The organism is Bacillus sp. P14.5, from assembly GCF_003316765.1.
In the GTDB taxonomy this organism is placed as follows: domain Bacteria; phylum Bacillota; class Bacilli; order Bacillales; family Bacillaceae_B; genus Rossellomorea.
In genome coordinates, this window is sequence record NZ_NIJF01000060.1 from 252,474 (window position 1) to 274,600 (window position 22,127).

A 22,127-nucleotide genomic window follows, 5' to 3' on the forward strand; every position below is an offset into this window, starting at 1 on the left:
TCGGAATTTATAGCTAATAGCAACAAAATTCACGAAAAGAGCACAACAGAAAAAAACTGGATAAGCGCATATGCCTATCCAGCTCTCTAATCACGATAATTAAATTTAAGTAGACATAAACCCGCCGCCATTTACATGGAGAAACTGCCCGGTCATATAAGCGGATCCCTCAGATGCCAGCAGGATATAAGGTTCCACCAAATCCGCAGGCTGGCCTGGACGGCCAAGAGGTGTAGAAACTCCGAACGATTCCTGCATGTCTTTAGGCATAGTTGCCGGAATCAGCGGTGTCCAGATTGGACCTGGCGCTACGCCATTTACCCGGATCGCTTTAGGGGCCAGCTCCTGTGCGATTGAACGAGTGAACGAGACAATCGCTCCTTTTGTAGAAGTATAGTCAATCAGGGCTTTATTACCGACATAGGCATTGATGGATGCAGAATAGATCAAGCTGTCGCCCTCTGAAAGATGAGGGATCGCGGCTTTCGTCAAGTGCACCATCGAGAAGAAGTTCACATCGAAAGTACGCTTCAACTGTTCTGCGCTGATGTCCAGCACACTTTCTTTAACTTCCTGGCGCGCCGCATTATTGACAAGGATGTTCAGTTTGCTGTGGTGTGAGATGACTTCCTCTACCAACTTAAAGCAAAATTCTTCATCAGCGATATCCCCTGCATGCAGAGTACATTTGACACCTTCCTGCTCGATGCGTTTTTTCGTATTTTCAGCGTCTTCATGTTCATCCAAATAGGCAATGGCAATATCCGCGCCTTCTTTGGCATAACCAATCGCAACAGCTTTTCCGATTCCACTGTCACCACCTGTTATCAACGCCACTTTTCCTTTCAATTTACCGGAACCAACATGGCTCTCTAATTCATATACCGGAACAGGATTCATTTCCGTCTCCACTCCTGGCTGCTTAGCTTGTGTCTGAGGAGTAAGCCCATCTTCCAGCAATGTCTGTTTATCTAATTCACTCACTTATAACCCTCCTGAAAAATTCTTTATTATATTACTATACTTTCCATTCCTTCTTTGTCTATTGGTTAAACCTTTTTTTAGGATTGAATGGCAGCTGAAAGATTTTCGAGGAGGTCTCGGGTGACTTAGAGAACAAAAAAAGTTATTAATTGATGGGAGTGAAAATTTGCTGCTCTCTTCTTAGTACCAAGCTGGGCTAATATTTTGTATTCAGTTTCACCACTCTGTCATCTAATAACTTGCTGAAGTCAGCCAGTTTTCTTTTTATAATCCTGGACCATCTTTCCTACTAGACGCCAGAAGGACCGGTCATAAATGAGAGGGGGCATGTGGCATATTTCTTGAACGGCAGCATAATCGATTACTTCCCGGGGAACCATAGCAAGCTTTCAAGGTTACCTTCCTCTTTGCTTCACAGATTCCTCATGGTTTTACTCTGTCTTTAATACTCTTGGAAAGAGGTTTTGTTTTAAAGGGATGTTGATGTAAGGAAATATCCTTCTCTATACTATTACTGGGAAGAAAAGTACTTCGTTCCAGAACACTCAGGAAATGAAGAGATAAATTAGAGCTTTTGCGACAAGGATTGCTTAACAGCCGTTACCATAAAGGCAATTACCCTTTAAATAGGGCAGAATATTATATCTCTCTTTTAATTAAAAATTTTACGACTCATCTAATTTATGTTTCATAAGTACTATTAGATCTTGAATTTCTTTACAGCTTCTCATTTCCTCTTTACTAATGAGGATGTCGTATCCTTCTGTTCCCTTAAAAAATGCAACAGGGAATTCAGCTTTCGGAAGGTCACTCCATAGCTCATCCATATGGAGAAATGTAATTTTATAAGGAAGAGTCTAAAGAAAGGCTTTCCACTTCCGATTCATGTAAGTCAGCCCATAAGTTAGCTGACACAGCTCACATGAATAGGTTTCTGGTGATGAAACTTTATGCAGGCTATCAAGAAGTCCATTCCAAATGCTGCTTTTGGCGTTATACACAAATATTATCTCTCCTGCCATTTCTACCAGCTTCTTTCCCAGTAAGTTTCTTTATATCTTTATTAAATTTCATTTTTCCACACAATCAACCATATTAGAAGACTCTACTTCACTAAAGGTGCCAATGGCCATAGCCTTTCACTCTTCGGTACATGACTTGTCTTTGCGGATAATCAACGACAAAGTTGAACGATGTTAGAGGCTGTTTTAGTGATAAATTCACTTTCCAATATACCAATAACTACCGAAACTTTAATGTGACAGCCTTTGTCCATTTATTGTCTCAGAAAAAAACTGACTCTCTGAATAAGCAGGGAGTCAGCGAATAAATGTTCTTAAATTCTTCGGATGTGCATTACTCTAAAGCCTCATCATAATCATATTGATTACGATCTACTTCTGTAAAGCCTCTTGGTGTATAGAATCGTAATAAATCGCCATTGACAACTTTATCTGAAAGATGTAACTTTTGTTCCGCTATTTTTTGCATTTCTATGGCTTTTTCTTTTTGGTCACTTGGCAGCAACTCTCCCGTAGAAGTATCGTAGAATTTTCCTTCAGCTGCGGTGATATCTCTACTCACAAAATCACCATTTCTGAATGGGATGATATCATCATGTTCAGCAGAAAAGATGTCAGTTCCAAAGTGCAGATACTCATCAGACTCGATTCCGAGCAAATGGAGGAGAGTGGGCAGCAGATCAATTTGTCCAGCAAATTCGTGATTTACTTCCCCTTCCATGCCAGGGACCCTGATGAAAAGCGGTGTCCGCTGCAGGCCGGCACTTTCATATGGTGTAACTTCTTTTCCGATAACCTCCTTCATTGCAGCATTGTGATTATTAGATATACCGTAATGATCTCCATACATCACGATGATAGATTCATCGTATAAACCCGACTCCTTCAGGTAATGGAAGAATTCCTCCAAAGCTTCATCGGCATATCGGGCAGTCTGAAAATAATTGTCTACCGTCTTATCACCCGTTGTATGCTTCCCGATTGTTGCTTCGTCTTGATCCATAGCGAAAGGAAAATGATGGGTAACACTAATGAAGTTCGCGTAGAACGGTTCAGGAAGCGACTCTAAATAAGGAATAGACTGCTCGAAGAAAGGCTTATCCATTAACCCGTAATCAGCTAGATCCTCCTGTTGGATATCAAAATACTGATCGTCGTAGAAATAATCATAGCCAAAGGATTTATAAACCTCATCCCTGTTCCAGAAGCTCCCAGTATTGCCATGGAATACAGCAGAGGTGTAGTCTTGCTGCTGTTCTAAAATGGCAGGAGCAGAATGGTAGGTGTTCAGCCCTTTTGTTGTAAAAGCTGAACCTTGAGGCAGCCCATACAGCGAGTTGGCTACCATATACTCTGCATCAGCCGTTTTGCCTTGAGCTGTCTGATGAAAGAAATTATCAAAGTAGAAGGTGCTTTCTTCATTAGTCAAAGAATTCAAGAACGGAGTAACTTCTTCACCATGCAGTTCATAGTCAATAAGGAAATTTTGAATAGATTCCATGTGAACATAGATCACATTCATCCCTTCCCCTTTTCCAAAATAGTCTGGATTAGGGTCCGCATGGTTGGACCTTGTATAGTTTAATATTTCAGTCGCATCATCACTGCTTGCAAAGGTCCGCTGCGCACTGGCTTTTGTACTTTGATAAGCGTCATAAATCGTATAATTATATACTCCCAAATACTTAACAATGTAATTCCGGTCAAAGCCTCTTTTCAATAATTGGGGACGGTCTATTTCCGAAATTGCCAGGTTTACCCCAGATATCACTAAAGCGATTACTAACATTCTTTTTACCTTTATACCTGCCACTGTATTGATATCTAATCTATTAAACTTCAATACAAGGTAACCAATAAGAAAAATCATATCAGCAAAAAACAACAGGTCGACAGGCTGCAGAAGACTTCCTGCACTGCTGCTGACATTCCCAAAGTTCTGGGTCTGCATTAAAGTTGGAATCGTTATGAAATCATTGAAAAATCGATAGTACAAGGCATTTGCAAATAATAGTATGGACATTATAAAATAAATCACCATGAGGATGATAAATTTCTTTCTGCCCTTAAAAAACAAGGCCAAACCTAGAAACAATAACGACGAACCTAATGGATTCACCAATAGTAATATGTGTTGGATGAAACTTTCGATTCCTAAATTAAATTGAGTTAATTGGACAATGTAAGTTTTTAACCAGAGTAATACAACTGCTATCATGAAGAAGATTGTAAATTCGTTTGCAAAGATAGTCGAATGCTTGTTATTTATTGGAATTTTCACGACTCCACTCCCTCTCCAATAAATACTTCTCGTAATTGTTTAACAAAATCTTAACATATTACGTCCCAAAAAGGAACCATAATGGTATTATACTTATATGAAAATCAAATAAGGAGTGTTCATAATGCAAATTGGGTATTCAAGACCCTCCACTATCGATCCAAACTGCGAACAGCAGCATACGCTTCTATATAAAATGAACTGCGGCAAAATGATAGAGGAATCTCACTCTTCCTCAAAAAATAGACATGCACTGGAACAACTGCTGAGTGACCTTAAACCAAATGACAAGCTCGTGGTTGCAAATCTTTCGAATTTAGCAGACTCTCTTCCGCATCTCCTTGAACTTTTAAATGTCTTTGAGGAAAAAGGCGCTTTTTTGGTAGCAATACAAGAAGAAATCGATACAGAGAAAGACAACCATTCTTCTTTCAAGAACCATTTAATACACATTCTAAAATTCAATCGTGATACCATCAGCTCAAAAACCAGGGAGGGACTAAAAGAAGCAAAACTAAGAGGAATTTCAGCTGGCAGACCAAAGATACCCGATGAAAATATAAAACTGGCAATAACCATGTATCAGTCAAGAGAGTATACACTGTCTGAAATAAAAAACAAGACAGGAATTAGCAAGTCTACTCTATACCGTTACCTTGAAATTGAAAAAACGAATTCTTTCGGAAGTAAAAATTAACTAAAACAGTAACTCTTTTTCCATCTAAAATGGGCCGGTGATTCCCCATCCCTATATATATTATTTTTAAGTCTTGATTTGTGGTTAGCTCGAATTAACCCACAAAAAAGCGGTCTCCTTCTACCTGGTGCAACAGACCTGCCCCTGTCAATAACCAGGTCGGCACTGTTACTTAAATCAATTTATTACAGCAAAAAGTTCATGCAGAAATATTGAAAATGATGGATGACGACAAATGATATTTGCCTCTTTATTCTGGATACTAGTGAGTAAAGGGAACGTTTAAAGAATACCCGAACAACTGATAAAGAAAACGGTTTGAATAATATCAAAAAAAATCCCCCCTCGAGTTCGAATGATTCCGGGGGATAAATATTACTAATAGGCGGAAGGACAGGTACACAGCCATCGAACCTATAGTAGAACAAATTGATTATGAATTGAAAAAATCAATCGTCGGTTCAAAGATTCGCTCTAGTCTATGAAAGTTAACTCATATCTAATCTCCCATAGCCTCACCATCACAAATTTATACTTATGACCCTATCTCCCTACACTGTCATCTTCCAGCTTGATGCTGCCAGCCAATTTTCTTTCTCTTTATAATCCGGCACAATTTTCCCTACCAGGCGCCAGAAGGATCTGTCATGGTTGAGATGGACCATGTGGCTCATTTCATGGACGACTACATAATCGATCACTTCCCGGGGAGCCATGGCGAGCTTCCAATTGAAGGTCAGCTGCCTTTTAGAATCGCAAGTGCCCCATTTTGTTTTGCTGTCAGTAATACGAATTGAATGCGGTTTTGATTTAAAGTGTTGTTGGTGTAAAGAGATACTCTTTTCTACTAACGTTTTACACTGTCCATAATAAAAACGTTTCAAAGCCTGTTTAATCCGGTCTTCCTCAAGTTGTTTTACATAGATATGCAAAACCTTTTCATCAAACTCTATAAAATCCTTCTCGATAGTTGAATCCAAGTGGACTTCTATGGGATATACTTTTCCTAAATATAGAAATTGTTCACCTTGCACATAGCCTTTTTCCTGCGGCCCATTCAAGCGGTCTTTTCTTTCTTTTGAGTTTTGCAAAATTACATCCCATTTATCCTCAATTAGTTCAATTATAGAGTCATCTGGCGTGCCTTTAGGCGCATGCACCTCAATATTTCCATAACCATCAAGGTAAATGCCGATGGATTTCCGGTTCTTATATTTGATATCAAAATGAATCGTCTCACCTGAGAAAGTATGATTCATGATTTATCCCCTGTATCTGACCGTTAATCCTTTTAAGAAATTCCTGGCATACCGATCACCGCAGATCTGGTAATTCTTGTGGCCTTCTCTCCGTAAAATGGCACTCATTTCACCTTTGGTAACCGTCACTCCTGCATCATCCAATATCTCGATCATGTCTTCACTTGTGAGAGAGAGCGCAATTTTCACTTTCTTGAGCAGAAGGTTATTTACGTGCTCATGAGTTAAGGCCGGTCGTTCAGGCTGACCTGGCTTCGGCTCCTGCTTTCCTCTTTTATATGTAATAAAACCGTTTAAGAAAGACTCGAACATTTCATCATCGCATGCTATATGGTTTTCCGTTACAGCAAGATCGTCATCTGATTTTGTCAGCACCTTCATCACTTCTTCTTTAGTTAAATCTACGCCGCCAAGCTTGAAGATTTCCACCATTTCTGTATTTTTTAAATCCAGTGCATATCGTAAGCGAATTAATATATCGTTATTATCTATATTCATTGTTCGACCTCCTATATTTTTGCATATCCCCTTATTAAGTATCTGGGACTCTGAATTACTAGCTTATCACTTTATTGACGTTGTTACATAGTATGAACTGAATGGAAAACGAAACATACCTTAAGGTTATTTTTCAACCTCCTTAAAACAGAGTTATGTATTTTTAATAGTAATAATAAGAGTTAATAAAAGGAGTTTTATGTTATATTATGGTAAAATCACTACGGAAGAATTCATTCTTCTTTTGGTCCGACATAAACACCGATCGTAGAATGGGCTCCAATTTATACCAGGCAATTAAGCAGCAAACCCAGCGTTGTCAAAGGGTGTTTCTTTTATAATCCTTTGTACTATTAGCAATCACCCTATAATAGAGAGAAGAACATATAAGGAGGTAAAACGACGTTGGATACGTTCGCGATAATTCCATTTCTTTTGTTAGTTTGTGTGTATTTCATCCCAAGTTTTGTTGCTAAACATAGAAACAAGCATAACAAAATCCTCATTTACTTTATTAATATCTTCCTAGGCTGGATTTTGATTGGATGGTTTGCCGCTCTATATTTAGCGCTTAAAAAGGAGGACCGGGATCATCCGTTATCAGGAAAAAGGTTAAAGACTTAGTTCATATTCCAACTCAAGGAAGGGATCAAAACTGACACTATCTTACTAAAAGAAACTCTTTTAAAATGAATGATAAAGTATGTATCCTTCTCTTGATTAACAAGAGGAGGATAATACAACTACAGGTAGATGGTTAAGGAGAGTTGGCATGAAAAATCAAATAAAATCGTTAAGGATTTACGCTAACACCACGTGGAAAATCACCTACAGGAAAGGTAGCAATGACGGCATTTGAATTTCCGCTTATAACGGAAATATTGCCACTGAAATAGTTGGCTATATAAATTCCATTTGTTAAAGCATTCACTCCTACTCCTTCCGGGTTAATACCCGCTGAAACAGTGGCGATGACACTATTAGTAAATCCGTCTATGACGGATACAGTGCCACTGCCAAAGTTTGCTACATAAATGCGGTTCGTGGCAGGATTTACTCCTACTCCAGCAGGGAAAATCCGAACGGGAACAGTTGCGATAACACTATTGGAAAATCCGTCTATGACCGATACATCTCCACTGTTCCGGTTTGTTACATAAATTCGGTTGGTGGCAGGATTCACACCTACTTCTTCAGGGTTATTACCAACTGAAATTTCAGCGATTACACTATTGGAAAAACCGTCTATGACCGAGACAGTGCCACTGTTTACCACATAAGTTCGGTTCATGAGAGGATTTACTGCTACTCCTTGAGGAGTACCACCTACTGGAACGGTAGCGATAACGCTATTGGAAAGTCCGTTTATTACGGATACAGTGTCATCGCCAAGGTTAGTTACATAAATAGAGTTCGTGACAGGATTCACTCCTACTCCATAAGGGTTAATACCTACTGGAATGGTAGTGGCAATACTATTAGAAAATCCGTTTATGACCGATACTGTTCCACTGTCAAAGTTTGCTACATAAATGCTGTTCGTGGGAGGATTCACACCTACTCCAATAGGGGAATCACCCACTGGAACTGTAGTAATGACATTATTAGAAAATCCATCTATAACCGATACAGTATTACTCCCCCCGTTTGCAACATAAATTCGATTAAGGGAAATTGGGATGGATGAACCTGCAGGTCCAGTTGCCCCTTGAGGCCCGGTTGCTCCCCGAGGCCCAGTCGGTCCTTGTGGCCCCGTGGACCCTCGAGGTCCAGTCACCCCCCCTGGTCCTGTGGCTCCTTGAGGTCCCGTAGCACCACGAGCTCCTGCCACTCCTTGCTCACCTTGAGGCCCGGTTGCACCCTGAGGTCCCGCTGGTCCAGTCGGCCCCAAATCAGCACCTAATAACTCAGACGACAAGAGACGATGAGCGGCAACGACTTGGCCAGCCGCATTTTTACCCCATACTGAAATTTGCACATCTTCCTCAGCAGCTCCCTGAATCTCAAACACAAACTCAAATCCATCAAAGTTCGCATAAAAATTTCTGGTGATCACGGCATTGGGCAAAACATTCTGCGTCTCCAAAACATATAATTTACGAGAACCATCAAGATAATAGCCACGAATAAGAACAGTGGCTGAATTACTGGAACTTCGGTTATCTATTTTTACAGTTACCTGTCTGGTATGCCTTTGTCCACTTGATGGGTTGTTCGCTATTGGGCCTGTTGAAAGTATAGCCATACTCTAATTTCCTCCTTATCTAAAAAATTCAATTTATATGGAAGGTATACAATGTAATAATTCAATTAAAAAGATGCTCCCATATTACTAGCTGTATCTATACTATTCGAGTCCCAAAGGAATGCTTGGGTATATGCAACGAAAAGAGGATTTATGGTATTAAGAGAATTACAGATTTAGGATAAATGTACAGATACTCTTATTCAGCTGCCATCTGCTATTTCAGTGTTGAGCATTATTTAAACAGAGTGCAGGCAACAATTGGCCAGCAGTTTGAAAACTTATGGATGTAAAAAAGAAGGCTTTAAATTAATAAACCTTCTATCTTAAATCCGGAACTTCCGAATAAGTAGTAGTCCCGGTTTTTCTTTATTAATTAAGGATTCACTCCTATTGCAACAGGATTATCCCCCACTGGGATGGTAGCAATGACAGTATTTGTGTTACCGCTAATAACGGAAATGGTGTTATTGCCAGAATTGGCTACATAGATTCCGTTTGTTAAAGGATTCACACCTACTCCAATAGGGAAACTACCCACAGGTACCGTAGCGATGACGCTATCGTCAATTCCGTCGATGATGGAAACAGTGTTACTGCCTTGGTTTGCCACATAAATCCTATTCGTGGTAGGGTTTACATCTACCCCATGAGGGTTAGTACCCGCCGCTGGTACCATATCGGAGACGCTATTGGAAAGTCCATCAATAATGGAAACTGTGTTACTAATTAAGTTTGTCGCATAAATTCGGTTTGTTATTGTGTTTATGGCTACTCCCAAAGGTACACCCATTACTGGTACTGTAGCGATAACACTATTGAGAAAGCCTTCAATGACGGATATATAGGTATTGCCAGCGCTTGTCACATAAATTCGGTTTGTTGTAGGATTTACGCCTACTCCTTGAAGGGCATCTCCCTCTGAAACGGTAGCGATGACGCTATTGGTAAAGCCATCGATGACGGATACATCGCTACCCTCGTTTGTAACATAAATAGTGTTCGTTATTGGATTTACGGCTACTGCATTAGGGGCTCTACCGACTGAAACGGTAGCGGTGACACTATTGAAAAAGCCGTCGATAACAGAAACATTGTCACTGTCAAAGTTTGCTACATAAATACGGTTTGTGGTAGGATTTACGGCTACTGCCCCAGGGCGGCTTCCCACTCCAACGGTAGCGGTAACGCTATTAGTAAAGCCGTTGATGACAGAAACATTATTACTATCTGCGTTTGCTACATATATGCGATTAACCGAAATTGGGGTGGGAGGGCCTACTGGTCCAGTCGCTCCTTGAAGCCCTGTGGCTCCTTTAGGCCCGGTCACTCCTTGAATTCCTGTTGCTCCTCTGGGGCCAGTTGCTCCTTGTTCACCTGTCACTCCTTGTGGACCGGTTGCCCCTTGGATCCCAGTCGCTCCTTGTCCACCTTGTGGTCCGGTTGCCCCCTGAGGTCCCGGTAGTCCAGTCGGTCCCAAATCAGCACCTAATAATTCAGAAGACAAGAGACGATGAGCGGCTACAATTTGACCAGTCTCATTTTTTCCCCATACCGAAATCTGCACTTCTTCTTCAGTAGCTCCCTGGATTGTAAATACAAACTCAAATCCATCAAAGTCCGCATAAAAATTCCTGGTGATCACGGCATTAGGCAAAACATTCTGCGTATCCAAAACATACAGGATACGAGAACCATCAAGATAATATCCTCTTATGAGAACAGTGGCGGGATTGCTTGGACTTCGATTATCAATCTTTACAGTTACCTGTCTGGTCAGCCTTTGCCCGTTTGAGGGGTTGTTGGCTATTGGACCTGTTGAAAGTATAGACATATTCTTCAGGCCTCCTTTCTATTTTTTCATATAAATGTAAATAGGGAATAGTTGCACTTACATATACATGGTTGTTTTTATACTATTCATCTCTTGTAAAGGATGCTTGGGTATCTGCAATGAAATGAATATATAGGTTATGTAGAATCACAGATTTAGAACTTCATTGAAGAAAGTATTACACTCATTTAAGTAAAAGACTCATCATTCAAAAAAGGGACAGAACCCTGCCCCTTTCTCCCTCTAGTAACACACAAACGATTCAATCTGCCTCAAAGTGACTCCGTAGAACACCCATCTGCTACCATCCCACCTGTAACCGGCGATGGACCTTTTACCAAGGAATACAGGATAAAACCAGAACTGATGTCCATTTTCAAGCCAGATGTAGGTGTAGCGGAACAGACATGGTTCGATGGCACCGGGATCTATGCCGGCAGGTCCCGCTTCAGGCAGGCACGGTTTTGACGAGAGGTCAACTGGAGTCAGAATCTCATCTGAAGCAATGGTGAACGACTTTAAAGCTTCCAGTTGTTCTCTGGATAAATCTCCATCTGCCAACAGTATTTCTTCAGCAGCAGAATCCTCTTTATTAATGGTCAACTTCACTCTCCCCTTTCTACTATTTCCTACTAGAGTATTCCTGCTAGATAAGAATGCGTGGATTTCGGGGCTTATCGGTCTCTATCATTCATTTTTCAATCTAGCATTTCGTCCACACGTTGTTCAGTTGCCGGCATAGTATATGGTACAACTCTCAAAATAGTAGAGTTGTCTCTTCTTCATGCCTTTAGGCTGCAGCAGAGGGAAATTCACTCACAGAAACAACAAAGGACTCTGCCCGCCAAGTTGGCAGGAAAACAAATTCATATTTTAAAAAAGTAAGGATGTGATTCTAGTTGATAAAAAGAGAAAACGTAACCATTCAAGAGAATTATAATGTGACCTGTTCTGATCCGTTCACAAGATCAACAGCTCCTAATATCAATCAACCATGTGATGGGATTTCCCGAATTTACTATGAAGATTTTTCAGAACCTGGGTTCTACAGCGTTCTCGTAACAAATGGAAACATCGCATGTCCGTTGATTGTCACGATTGAAACAGCGAACGGGACTACGATTGAGCGGACTGTTCCATTCAGGTGGGCCTTCTATATAGATGATTTGGAAAAGATTTCTGTACGCTGTGCAGAGAATCCAGAAAGCACTTGTACAGGGATTCTCAACATCAATAAAACGTTCAGATTCTGCAACGGTCCAATCTTGGACAAAGAACAAAATTATGCCAAATCAAGAAAGGATTGATGAAATGACAAGGAAGCACGTAAGAGAATTCAATCAAAACTATAACTTCAACTATAACTGCAGCGGCCCTCTTAGCCGCACGGTCACGATCCCTATTTCACAGCCTTGTAATAATGTCGCACAAGTCTATTTCGATGATTACACCTCAGCCCCTGGGTCTTTCCAAATAGCCATTTCGAACACTTCCGTTTCGTGCAACATGACACTAATAGTGGAAGCTTTTAACGGCAATACCGTAGAACGCGTTCTCCTTCCAAATACAAACATTGCTTTTCTGGAAGATGACGTTCAAAGGGTATCAATAAGATGTCAGGGAGATCCCGGAGCAACATGTACCGGTAACATGAATGTTAATAAAATCTTTCGGTTTTGCGAGTTAGGTGAGGATCCAGATGATCAGGATGACAGCTGTCATGACCATCAGTCCCCCGCTGACCATTGGTGGGAACTAGGGAATGAAGAGAATTTAGGTACCCTGCTGAAATCTTTGGAGTACCTTAAGAAACGTAAATAGGGATTACAAAGATAAATAAATCAACTTCCTTCAGTTTATTAAAAGAAAAATTATGAACAGCTCAATTTCCCTTCAAAAGGATTGAGCTGTTTTTATTTGGCTCTTTTCGAAAACTTTGTGGCTAATTAATCTTAATTCCCGAAAATACAACCTTAATTCTCCGGAATAACCTAGTTAACAAGAAAAGAAAAGAGCTGCAATCCCCGATCAGAATGAATACCCTTAGTATCCTGGGAAAAATCCGGCTCTTGGGATTTTTTCGAAAGCAACAATGTATGCGAAAACAGCCTTTTATTTTGATAGCTGGAATCAACAACGTTATAGTGCTCCCCAAAATATTAAAATGGGTAGCACCTATTACCTCTGTTTAAGATCAACAGGTTTTCTCCTTATAGCTGGTGAATGGGTATCAAAAAAATTGGTCACTTCATAAGTAACTTACCTTTGCCCCAACTCCCTGAAGCATAATAGAAACTTTCAGCATTTATAGGTACCTTTCCTGACAATGAAAATAAAAGAAATGAAAGGAAACAACTGAGCAAAATAGTAATTCACAAATCCATTACATGAGTACAAGCCTTCCTCACCTGAACGGCATAGGATATACAACAACCACTGTGTTTCAATGACCCTTTTTTACAAGGCTCTTTTCGAAAACTTTGTTGCTATTTAATATGAATCTCGAATAACAATACCAGAATTCATCTTTAATAACCTGGTAAGCAAGACAGAAAAGAGCTGCTCGCCCCGTTAAGAGAGAAAAACATTAGTATTCAGGGGGAAAATCCGGCACTTGGGGTTTTCCGAAAGCAACAATCTATACGAAAACAGTCTTTTACAAGAGGCATAAAAAAATAGAAAGAGTGATATTAATGGAAGAATTAATGGTAAACTCAGTGGGAATAATTCTGCTGAACAAAACACGGCCGATTCCCCGCTGACGGAATTATACAGGATTTATCAAAAGGGAGATTACACAGCCGCCGGGGTTAGTCTTAGAGAGGAAAACACTGGCAGCATTAATATTTCCCTTCCCCCCTCTTCTACTATAACCAATGCTTATCTTTACTGGATGGTACAGGAGAATGAAGAAACCTTTAGCGATACTGGATTCCTGAATGGTTCTCCGGTTGAAGGCGCTTTAATTGCCACTTCAAGAGATCTTTGCTGGAACCGTGAAGTCACCCATTATTTCAGGGCAGATGTTACAAACTATGATTTGAGAAGAAGCAATACAGTGCAAGTCGAGCCAGGAGGTGATGAGACGCTTCTTGAAGGAGCTTCATTAGTGATCGTTTATTCCAACCCATTCCTTCCTTTTAAAACAATTATCATCAACGATGGAGGAGTCGCCTTACCCTTTGATTGGATGGGGACAGGTCCCTGGTCCCACCAATTTTTAACAATTTTACCCCTCTTTAAGGGATAGGTCCATAACACTTATTTTTGCTAGAGATCATTTAGATGCAGTACCGGATACCCTTTTCATAAGTAAATGAGGTTAATGCCTAATGTCTCCTTCAGGATGAGAAATTCTCAACTAGTTGTAAAAATGAGGACATGTATGCAACTTAAATAATTTAGAGTGAAAAAGGCTTTGGACTACACCTGAAAATAGAGGGAAAAACTCCCCTTATTAGCTAAATAACATTGAAAATAACAAAATTAGCGGAAGAAACTCCCCTTATTTGTCTGTAAAACCTCTAAAATAGATGCTTCTGCTCTAAATAAGGGGAAAATCTACCCTTATTCACCCACAAAACAAGCACTTATCTTCATTTAACGGGAATTTCTCCCCTTATTTTTTACCGCTGGATACTCTATTCAGCAAATGACTCTTTCATTCTTTTAATTCGGGGATTTTTAGTATGAGGAAATATCACCACAAACGACCTGCCTGCTGCAGAATAACAGGAATACCTAGACCCACCCGCATGCAGTAATGGTTTATTCAAACAAGCATCAGGGTAGTGTAGTTAAAGTTCTTCATTTCAATTTATTAAGCATTAATAGATTGATATTCTGTAAGTGGCGATAGCCGCTTTCAACTCAGATGTTTTTACATATATCAAAGAAACAGGTGGGATAACGTGAAAAAGATATTTACAACGGGGGCTTGCTTTGCAGCCCTCCCGACTTTACTATTAGCAGGATGTTCGGAAAGCGTAACCTTAACAAACGAAGAATCCATGCTTCATCAAAAATCACAACTGACTCTTAGTGAGCAGCATTATGCTTTGGCGAAGGCCGCAAACTCTCCAAGATTCACAAATGGCTTGCCCTATCAAGCAATCGAGCCTTCGGAAAGTGCTCAACCGCTGAAAACCAACTACACAGATCAACAACTGGCGGAAATGCCTCGAACTCAGGCTCATGGAGGCGACACAACAAGAAGTGTTCCATTAGGTCAGACCTTGACAAAAGGAGCAGAAGATCTATCAGACGGCCCGCTTAAGGATCATAGAATCGTTTCCTATTATGGGCACCCAAGTTCGGTTAACATGGGGATACTGGGAGAGCACAGCCCTGAAGTTTTCATGGATAAATTAGTGGAGCAAACTAAGGCTTACTCTGAGCTGGACCCTGAAAGGCCGGCCATCCCTGCGATTGAACTGATCTCAACTGTCGCCCAGCGGAGTCCCGGCGAAGATGGTGACTATATCGTTCCGACATCAGATGATCAGATTGAAGAATATGCCCAATTGGCTAAAGAACATAATGCCCTATTGATCCTGGATGTGCAGCTGGCACGTGATACCGTCATGAATCAGGTTAAATCGCTGGAAAAATATTTAAAAATGCCTCACGTCCATTTAGCCATTGATACGGAATTTCAAGTCAAAGAAGGACAAGTTCCCGGAATCGACTTAGGCACGGTCGATGGAGAAGAAATTCAAGAAGCGATTGATTATGTTTCCAATTTGGCGGAAGATAATGGTCTTCCTGACAAGGTTGTCATTGTCCACCAATTTGCAGAAAAAGTTCTTATCAACAAGGACGCCATCCAACCTACAGAAAACGTGGAAGTCGTCCTGAATTTTGACGGCCATGGAATCGCTGGTATAAAAAGAGCCGGGTATAATGAACATGTGCAGAAGCAGCCTATTCAATACGGAGGATTCAAAGTGTTTTACAAAAAAGATGAACCATTAATGACACCTAAGGATGTTTTGGAATTAGACCCTGCACCTGCTTTTGTTAATTATCAATAGAATTTATTCAGTACAGAAGGATGGATCTCTCGTTATGCAACGAAAGATCCATCCTTCTATTTTTTTGTGAAAATTGTCTTTTCAAATCAGGACCTGGACAGTAAATCCTTCCCTTTGTCCAATTAAAACAAAAAACTGGCTACCCTTTACGGATAACCAGTTTTCCTACTATTCTACTTCTTATTCAACATTTCAAATACCTGCTCAACATCCTTGTCACCTCTGCCAGAAAGGTTAACTATGATGATATCTTCTTTTGATAAGGTTTTGGCAAGCTTTACAGCATGCGCGACTGCATGGGAACTTTCCAATGCAGGAATGATTCCTTCAATCTTCGATAACTCCTGGAAGGATTCTAGTGCTTCCTGTCCGGTTACAGTGACATACTCTGCCCTGCCAATCGTTTTCAGATGGCTGTGTTCCGGTCCGACACCAGGATAATCCAGTCCGGCCGCAATGGAATAAGTCGGCTGCGGATTTCCTTCTTCATCTAACAGGGTTAAACACTTAAATCCGTGTAACACCGCGGGAACACCTTTTGTGAGTGTAGGTGCTTCAGCTGGTTCGACTCCCACCAACCGAACCTCTTCCTCCTCTATATAGTGAGCAAATGCTCCGATGGCATTACTGCCGCCGCCTGCACAAGCAACCACTGCTGTTGGGAGTTTTCCTTCTTTTTCAAGAATCTGTCTCTTGGATTCTTCACTTATGACAGATTGAAAATGCTTGACCATCGTCGGGAATGGATGCGGCCCTACTGCCGAGCCCAACAGGTAAAAGGTATTCTCATAATTTTCAACAAGATCATTCAAGGCTTCATCTACTGCATCCTTTAACCTGCCCTGCCCTTTATCTACCGGAATAACCTTTGCTCCTAAAAGCTCCATTCGAAATACATTCAGAGATTGACGGACAGTATCCAGTTTCCCCATGTAGATAATGCATTCCATCCCAAACATGGCACAAGCGGTAGCGGTTGCTACACCGTGCTGGCCGGCACCCGTTTCAGCTATAATTCGTGTGGCACCCATACGTTTAGCCAGCAATATTTGACCGATCACATTATTAATTTTGTGAGCACCTGTATGATTGAGGTCCTCGCGTTTCAAATAAATCTTTGCTCCACCTGTCTTTTCAGTAAGGTTTTTCGCAAAGGTCAATGGGTTTTCCCGGCCTACAAACTCTTTCAGATAGAATTTGAACTCTTCATTGAATTCATCATCATCCTTATACTTATAAAATTGTTCTGCAAGGTTCGATAATACCTCTTGTAAGTCTGGCGGAAGATAGCTGCCTCCAAACTCACCAAATAACCCATTCTCAACTAAACTGTTTTTACTCATCTCTAAACTCAGCTCCTCTAAATAACTTGAATATTCACTCTTGAATATTCATAATCTATTTTTTCATCATTTAATTAGGAAATCAACAATTATGTTCCTTTTTTCCATTTTAAATTATACAACTTTAGGGGAGAGAGAGCCCGCTCCATGGCCACATCCCTTTTCTAATTGACTCGTTCCTGACCGAAAAGCCAACCTCTTCATACATATCTCCCACCAAATTGGCTTGCTCCTGACCGAAGTACAGCCTACTTCGTACACATCTCTTACTAAATCAACTCACTCCCGACCGAAGTGCGCCTCGGTTTATACAAATCTTCCACCAATTTACCTTGCTCCTGACCGACAATTACTTGATATTAAATCAATGGTCAGGTTACTCATGTGGAAAGGTCGCAGGTGAAATTCCCTTAAGTTACGTTATATGTTACTACATAAATAAGAACAGATGATGATCTCATCTGCCCTGCTTCCTCATTAATGACTTAGTACTTAGATTACACCACAATTTTATGTTGTAAAAATATGGAGGGACAATGCACCTGTCCCTCTGTCCTTGCCTCTGTCCACCGCTATAATGAACTAAATGGGTAAAACAAGCGCATGAATAGAGCGATGATTTGCCTTCAAGTATGACGTTCCAGCTGCTCCAATATCATATACATAAATTCGAATGGTATACGTATAAGTCCCAGTTGGCGGTGTATCCACTATACTGATGCTGACAGGTTTATGGAGTGTTATAGAGGCGGAGGGATTTATATCCCTCACCCAATCTTCGTTACTATAGGTATTATATATTGGGGTTGAATTTCGGAAGATCTGTATTTCCCATCCAATTAGGTAAGAAAATGGTCCTGTTCCCCCAACTTCAACTTCATATGTGAAATGATAATCACCTATTAGTAAAACTCGGGAAGGAGACGTAATAGTTACGGATGAGGACGTAAGCGGAAAGTAAGCTCTTTCTTCAGGTGATATAGCCTCGAAGAGCACGGTAGCGTCTTGAGCTGTACCTAATCCTGTAATGCCTGGGAAACCCCTTTCTCCTCGCTCCCCTTTTGGTCCAGTCGCCCCTTGAAGTCCAGTTGCACCTCGAGGGCCAACCGATCCTTGAACACCTGTTGCCCCTTGTAGCCCGGTCTCCCCTTGGAGTCCCGTGGCTCCTCGAGGCCCCCTGGCTCCTTGAATACCTGTTGCTCCTTGAGGCCCGGTCTCCCCTTGAGGTCCCGCAGCTCCTTGTAGGCCTGTGGCACCTCGAGTTCCCGTCATTCCTTGAAGTCCTGTTGCCCCTTGTGTTCCTGTCGCCCCTTTCGCTCCTTGAGGTCCGGTCGCCCCCTGAGGTCCCTGTGGTCCAGTTGCTCCTTTGTCAGTTCCCAATAATTCATCAGATACCAGACGATGTGCAGCCACTATTTGATCACTGGCACCTTTTCCCCATATCGAAATTTGCACTTCTTCCTCAGAGGCTCCCTGGATTGTAAATACATACTCAAATCCATCAAAGTCTGCATAAAAATTCCTGGTAATTACTGCGTTTGGCAAAAGATTATGCGTTTCCGAAACATACAATTTGCGAGAGCCATGAAGATAATAGCCTTGAATGAGAATGGTGGCAGGAATGCTGGAACTCCGGTTGTCAATCTTTACAGTTACCTTTTTGGTGAGCCGTTCCCCATTCGATGGTGTGTTCAGTATAGGACCTGTTGAAAGTATGGCCATGAAATTCTTTCCTCCTTACAATAGAAGTCCTTCCATTGTTTTCATTGCTTCTATCGTATTCATGCCTTTCTTATTATGATTGGGTATTGTCCAATTTTTTTTACTTATCCTTCAGTTACTTTAAAACGAACAATGAAAGTGATGATTCTTCTCTAAGTGAAACGAAAAGACAATTACCGCGTTTCCCAAAGTCTAAATAAAAAAGGATAATAAGATTAACTCCCACTATCCCCAGGTATTTATTGAATCTAATACAAATACTTATTTTTCATACCTTCGTAAAGAATACTAACCTATTAATAGATCATCTTCTCATGATCCACCTTTTACAGCCCAAGCAACCCTGGCAGCAGGAGACTGATTTGTGGAATATAGGTCACGGCCAGCAACACGACAAAAATCGCTGCATAAAACGGCAATAGTGGTTTTGTGACCTGTTCTATCTTGACTCCTCCGACACTTGCACCGACAAACAGTGCGCTCCCGACAGGAGGGGTTATGCTTCCAATACACAAGTTGAGGCACATTATGATTCCGAAATGGACCGGGTCCATCCCAAACTCAGCAGTGATCGGCAGGAAGATCGGAGTGAAGATCAGAACCGCAGGAGTTATATCCATGAAGGTTCCTATTATTAATAGAATGATATTCATCAATAAAAGAATGATGATCGGGTTATCTGACAGTGAAAGCATTCCATTACTGATCGCATCAGGAATCCCTGTGAAAGACATAACTAATGACAGAATTGAAGACGTTGCAATCAGCAGCATGATGATCGCAGTCATCTCGACGGTTTCCAGCAGCATTTTCGGTAAGTCTTTCATTTTAAAACTACGGTAGACAATCGAAAGAATGACAGAATATGCAACGGCAATTGCAGCCCCCTCTGTTGCAGTAAAGATTCCCGCAACGATTCCACCTATTACAATAACGATCAACATCAAACTTGGCAGGCTTTCCAGAAATACCTTAAATCCCTGCTTCAAAGTAATCTTCGGTGAAACCGGATAATTCTTTTTCTTGGCAATAACGTAAGCAACTACTATCGCGGCGAGGCCCCAAAGGATTCCCGGGATGTATCCGGCGATAAAGAGGGCTGCCACTGAAGTCCCTCCGCTGACTAAGGAGTAGATGATCAGCAGTCCGCTCGGCGGGATAAGTAAGCCGGCTGGGGCAGATGCTATATTAACTGCCGTAGAATAGGTTTTTTCATATCCCTCTTTTTCCTGCAAGGGTGACATAACTCCGCCGATGGCCGCCGCAGCTGCAACAGACGAACCGGAAATGGAGCCGAATAACATATTTCCAACAACATTAGTGTGAGCCAGTGATCCCGGCATCCTGCCTGACAGTACCTTTGCCAAGTTAATCAAGCGGATGGCAATGCCGCCCCGATTCATAATGACTCCGGACAGAATAAAAAAGGAATTGCCAGGAGTGAAAAACTGTCCAATCCCGTTACCAATTTTTGTGCTGATGTGAAGACTGCGATATCAAACGGAAACAAAATTAGCATGGTGGTGATGGAAGCCCCTGCAATACTGACCGCTATCGGCACTCCCAGGAACAGGAGAAAGAAGAAGGCAAAAAACAAAATCAGGCCTGCAGTTATGGTCATTACAAGTTCCTCCCTTCTGCATCCAAAGGAGTGGCAGGCAATTCTGTTTCCATATCTTCTGAATAGAAATCCGCCCTCCTCTTTACTGCTGACTCATAAATAGAAATCAATGAATAACAAATGATCAATATTCCGGAAACAGGCAGAGATAAGTAAATGGCAGCCATCGGAATGCCCAATGCCGGCGAAGACTGTCCTGTCGAAATGCCGATCGTTTGCAAACCGCCGACGATCATGACAAGGCTGGCAAACAATAAAATAATTATTTCTATTAGAATACTTACCTTTAGGGCGTTGTTCTTAGATACTTTATGAATGAACAGTTCAATAGCTAAGTGTTTCTTATTTCCGAAAGCGTAAGCAGCTCCCAGCATCGAAACCCATATGAGTGCAAAACGGAGAAATTCCTCCGATATGGTACTCGGCGCATTTAAAACATATCTTGAAAAAACCTGCCAGATTGCCATCAGAACCATAATGGCAAGCACCGTGCAGGTTATAACGGCGATTCCTTGATCCATCCACTTTTTAATCTTCTCCATCTTTACTCCCCCTCTTTATTCCCATCGACTGACAATTCTCGGATTTCCTTATAATAGTCTGTGGTAGATTCTTTAGTGGCAAACTCTTCATGAAGAGGCTGGACTGCCTGGATAAATGGCTCCAAATCAACCTCATGGAAGGTGACTCCATTTTCCTTGCTTTTTTCGATGGCTGATTCAACCGCTTCTTTCCATACCTCTTTATGAAAAACAGTAGATTCATCTGCTGCTTCCTGAATCAATTCTCTCTGCTCTTCTGTCAGCTGATTCCATTTCTTTTCATTAATAATGAGGATATCAGGCACTATGGCATGCCCGCTAAAGCTGTATTCCTTCGCAACCTCTCCGTGATTGGCATCCGTTAACGCCGTTTCATTATTTTCAGTCCCATCGATGACTCCCTGCTGAAGTGATGTATAAACCTCCCCGAAAGGCATCGGAGTCGGGGCACCGCCCATCAGTTCGATCATCTCGATCGTAGTCGGAGTGGGCTGCACTCTTACTTTCATACCTTGCAAATCATCGGGGTGCAAGATAGGTGTATCTTTCGTATAAAAATTTCGTGTGCCTGAGTCGTAAAATGTCAGGCCTTTAAACCCGATATCCCTTGTAGCATCATATAGTTCCTCAGCAATGCCGCTGTTCATCACCTTATAAAAATGGTCCTTATCATCAAATAGATAAGGCAGACTCAAAACGGAATATTCTTCAGAGAAATTTTCCAACGTACTCGCACTAACCTTTGCAAAATCAATAGCACCGGTCTGCGTTAACTCTATCGCTTCCCGTTCTGAACCAAGCTGGCCGCCCGGATACAACTTCATATCAATACTTCCTTCTGTCTTTTCCTCTACCAATCGTGCAAACTCAGACAATGACGTATGTATTGGATGATTCTCCCCTTGATTATGAGCAAGCCGCATAATGACGGGGCCATCCCCTTGTCCCCCTTCAACAGCCCTTGCAGAGCATCCCCACAGTGAAGTAATCACCAAAAGAAGCACTATTCTTATTCCATAATAATTTTTCATGGCTTCCTCCCCATA

At 41.3% G+C, this 22,127-nt stretch carries 18 protein-coding genes and 1 pseudogene; 6 read left to right on the forward strand and 13 right to left on the reverse strand.

What is annotated here, in order from left to right; translation table 11 throughout:
• Window positions 1–105: 105 nt before the first annotated feature.
• The 3 genes from B9Z54_RS08790 to ltaS form a co-directional block, all read right to left on the reverse strand.
• The gene (locus B9Z54_RS08790) at window positions 106–984 is read right to left on the reverse strand and encodes an SDR family oxidoreductase (protein WP_240189851.1); all 879 of its coding nucleotides are present in this window, start codon (window positions 982–984) and stop codon (window positions 106–108) included.
• A 248-nt stretch (window positions 985–1,232) separates the two neighbouring features.
• Window positions 1,233–1,364, reverse strand: a complete 132-nt coding sequence (locus tag B9Z54_RS26665) for a M48 family metalloprotease (RefSeq protein ID WP_113928032.1) — start codon at window positions 1,362–1,364, stop codon at window positions 1,233–1,235.
• A gap of 976 nt (window positions 1,365–2,340) precedes the next feature.
• The gene (ltaS, locus tag B9Z54_RS08800) at window positions 2,341–4,224 is read right to left on the reverse strand and encodes a lipoteichoic acid synthase (protein ID WP_113928137.1); all 1,884 of its coding nucleotides are present in this window, start codon (window positions 4,222–4,224) and stop codon (window positions 2,341–2,343) included.
• 187 nt (window positions 4,225–4,411) lie between these two features.
• Between ltaS and B9Z54_RS08805 the strand changes: the two genes are divergently transcribed.
• On the forward strand, window positions 4,412–4,984 hold the full coding sequence (locus B9Z54_RS08805) for a recombinase family protein (protein WP_113928033.1): 573 nt from the start codon (window positions 4,412–4,414) through the stop codon (window positions 4,982–4,984).
• A 551-nt stretch (window positions 4,985–5,535) separates the two neighbouring features.
• On the opposite strand, the gene B9Z54_RS08810 is transcribed toward B9Z54_RS08805, so the two are convergent.
• Together B9Z54_RS08810 and B9Z54_RS08815 are read right to left on the reverse strand one after the other, a co-directional pair.
• Entirely contained in the window at window positions 5,536–6,243 is a 708-nt protein-coding gene (locus B9Z54_RS08810; RefSeq protein ID WP_113928034.1) for a M48 family metallopeptidase, read from the reverse strand.
• Between the two features lie 3 nt (window positions 6,244–6,246).
• A complete protein-coding gene (locus B9Z54_RS08815) occupies window positions 6,247–6,741 on the reverse strand; it encodes a YehS family protein (protein WP_205207693.1) in 495 nt (164 codons plus the stop codon).
• 447 nt (window positions 6,742–7,188) lie between these two features.
• Between B9Z54_RS08815 and B9Z54_RS08820 the strand changes: the two genes are divergently transcribed.
• Complete coding sequence (locus B9Z54_RS08820) at window positions 7,189–7,365, forward strand: superinfection immunity protein (RefSeq protein WP_240189863.1); 177 nt, start codon at window positions 7,189–7,191, stop codon at window positions 7,363–7,365.
• A gap of 169 nt (window positions 7,366–7,534) precedes the next feature.
• Here B9Z54_RS08820 and B9Z54_RS26150 read toward each other — a convergent pair whose 3' ends face one another.
• From B9Z54_RS26150 to B9Z54_RS08835, 3 genes are all read right to left on the reverse strand, one after another.
• Window positions 7,535–8,986: a beta-propeller fold lactonase family protein gene (locus B9Z54_RS26150; protein WP_113928036.1), complete on the reverse strand. Its 1,452-nt coding sequence runs from the start codon at window positions 8,984–8,986 to the stop codon at window positions 7,535–7,537.
• A gap of 376 nt (window positions 8,987–9,362) precedes the next feature.
• Entirely contained in the window at window positions 9,363–10,820 is a 1,458-nt protein-coding gene (locus B9Z54_RS26155) for a beta-propeller fold lactonase family protein (protein ID WP_113928037.1), read from the reverse strand.
• Between the two features lie 243 nt (window positions 10,821–11,063).
• A complete protein-coding gene (locus tag B9Z54_RS08835; protein WP_113928038.1) occupies window positions 11,064–11,423 on the reverse strand; it encodes a hypothetical protein in 360 nt (119 codons plus the stop codon).
• 296 nt (window positions 11,424–11,719) lie between these two features.
• On the opposite strand from B9Z54_RS08835, the gene B9Z54_RS08840 reads away from it, so the two are divergent.
• The 4 genes from B9Z54_RS08840 to B9Z54_RS08855 all read left to right on the forward strand — a co-directional run bounded on the left by B9Z54_RS08840 (window position 11,720) and on the right by B9Z54_RS08855 (window position 15,853).
• The gene (locus B9Z54_RS08840; protein ID WP_113928039.1) at window positions 11,720–12,127 is read left to right on the forward strand and encodes a hypothetical protein; all 408 of its coding nucleotides are present in this window, start codon (window positions 11,720–11,722) and stop codon (window positions 12,125–12,127) included.
• Window positions 12,105–12,641, forward strand: coding sequence for a hypothetical protein (locus B9Z54_RS08845; RefSeq protein WP_162785144.1), 537 nt, complete (start codon window positions 12,105–12,107; stop codon window positions 12,639–12,641). The genes B9Z54_RS08840 and B9Z54_RS08845 overlap by 23 nt, the downstream gene beginning before the upstream one ends.
• 937 nt (window positions 12,642–13,578) lie before the next feature.
• A complete protein-coding gene (locus B9Z54_RS08850) occupies window positions 13,579–14,070 on the forward strand; it encodes a DUF3344 domain-containing protein (protein WP_345840714.1) in 492 nt (163 codons plus the stop codon).
• Window positions 14,071–14,731: 661 nt separating this feature from the next.
• Window positions 14,732–15,853: a hypothetical protein gene (locus B9Z54_RS08855; RefSeq protein ID WP_113928042.1), complete on the forward strand. Its 1,122-nt coding sequence runs from the start codon at window positions 14,732–14,734 to the stop codon at window positions 15,851–15,853.
• Window positions 15,854–16,026: 173 nt separating this feature from the next.
• Here the strand turns inward: B9Z54_RS08855 and trpB are convergent, their stop codons facing one another.
• From trpB to B9Z54_RS08880, 5 genes and pseudogenes are all read right to left on the reverse strand, one after another.
• Window positions 16,027–17,196, reverse strand: coding sequence for a tryptophan synthase subunit beta (trpB, locus tag B9Z54_RS08860; RefSeq protein ID WP_113928043.1), 1,170 nt, complete (start codon window positions 17,194–17,196; stop codon window positions 16,027–16,029).
• Between the two features lie 582 nt (window positions 17,197–17,778).
• Window positions 17,779–18,918 carry a collagen-like domain-containing protein gene (locus B9Z54_RS26160; RefSeq protein WP_113928044.1) on the reverse strand — a complete coding sequence of 380 codons (1,140 nt, stop codon included), beginning with the start codon at window positions 18,916–18,918 and terminating at the stop codon, window positions 17,779–17,781.
• A 326-nt stretch (window positions 18,919–19,244) separates the two neighbouring features.
• A pseudogene (locus B9Z54_RS08870) lies at window positions 19,245–20,539 on the reverse strand (TRAP transporter large permease).
• On the reverse strand, window positions 20,539–21,081 hold the full coding sequence (locus tag B9Z54_RS08875) for a TRAP transporter small permease (RefSeq protein WP_113928045.1): 543 nt from the start codon (window positions 21,079–21,081) through the stop codon (window positions 20,539–20,541). The pseudogene B9Z54_RS08870 and the gene B9Z54_RS08875 overlap by 1 nt, the downstream one beginning before the upstream one ends.
• A 2-nt stretch (window positions 21,082–21,083) precedes the next feature.
• On the reverse strand, window positions 21,084–22,112 hold the full coding sequence (locus B9Z54_RS08880; protein WP_113928046.1) for a TRAP transporter substrate-binding protein: 1,029 nt from the start codon (window positions 22,110–22,112) through the stop codon (window positions 21,084–21,086).
• Window positions 22,113–22,127: the final 15 nt, after the last annotated feature.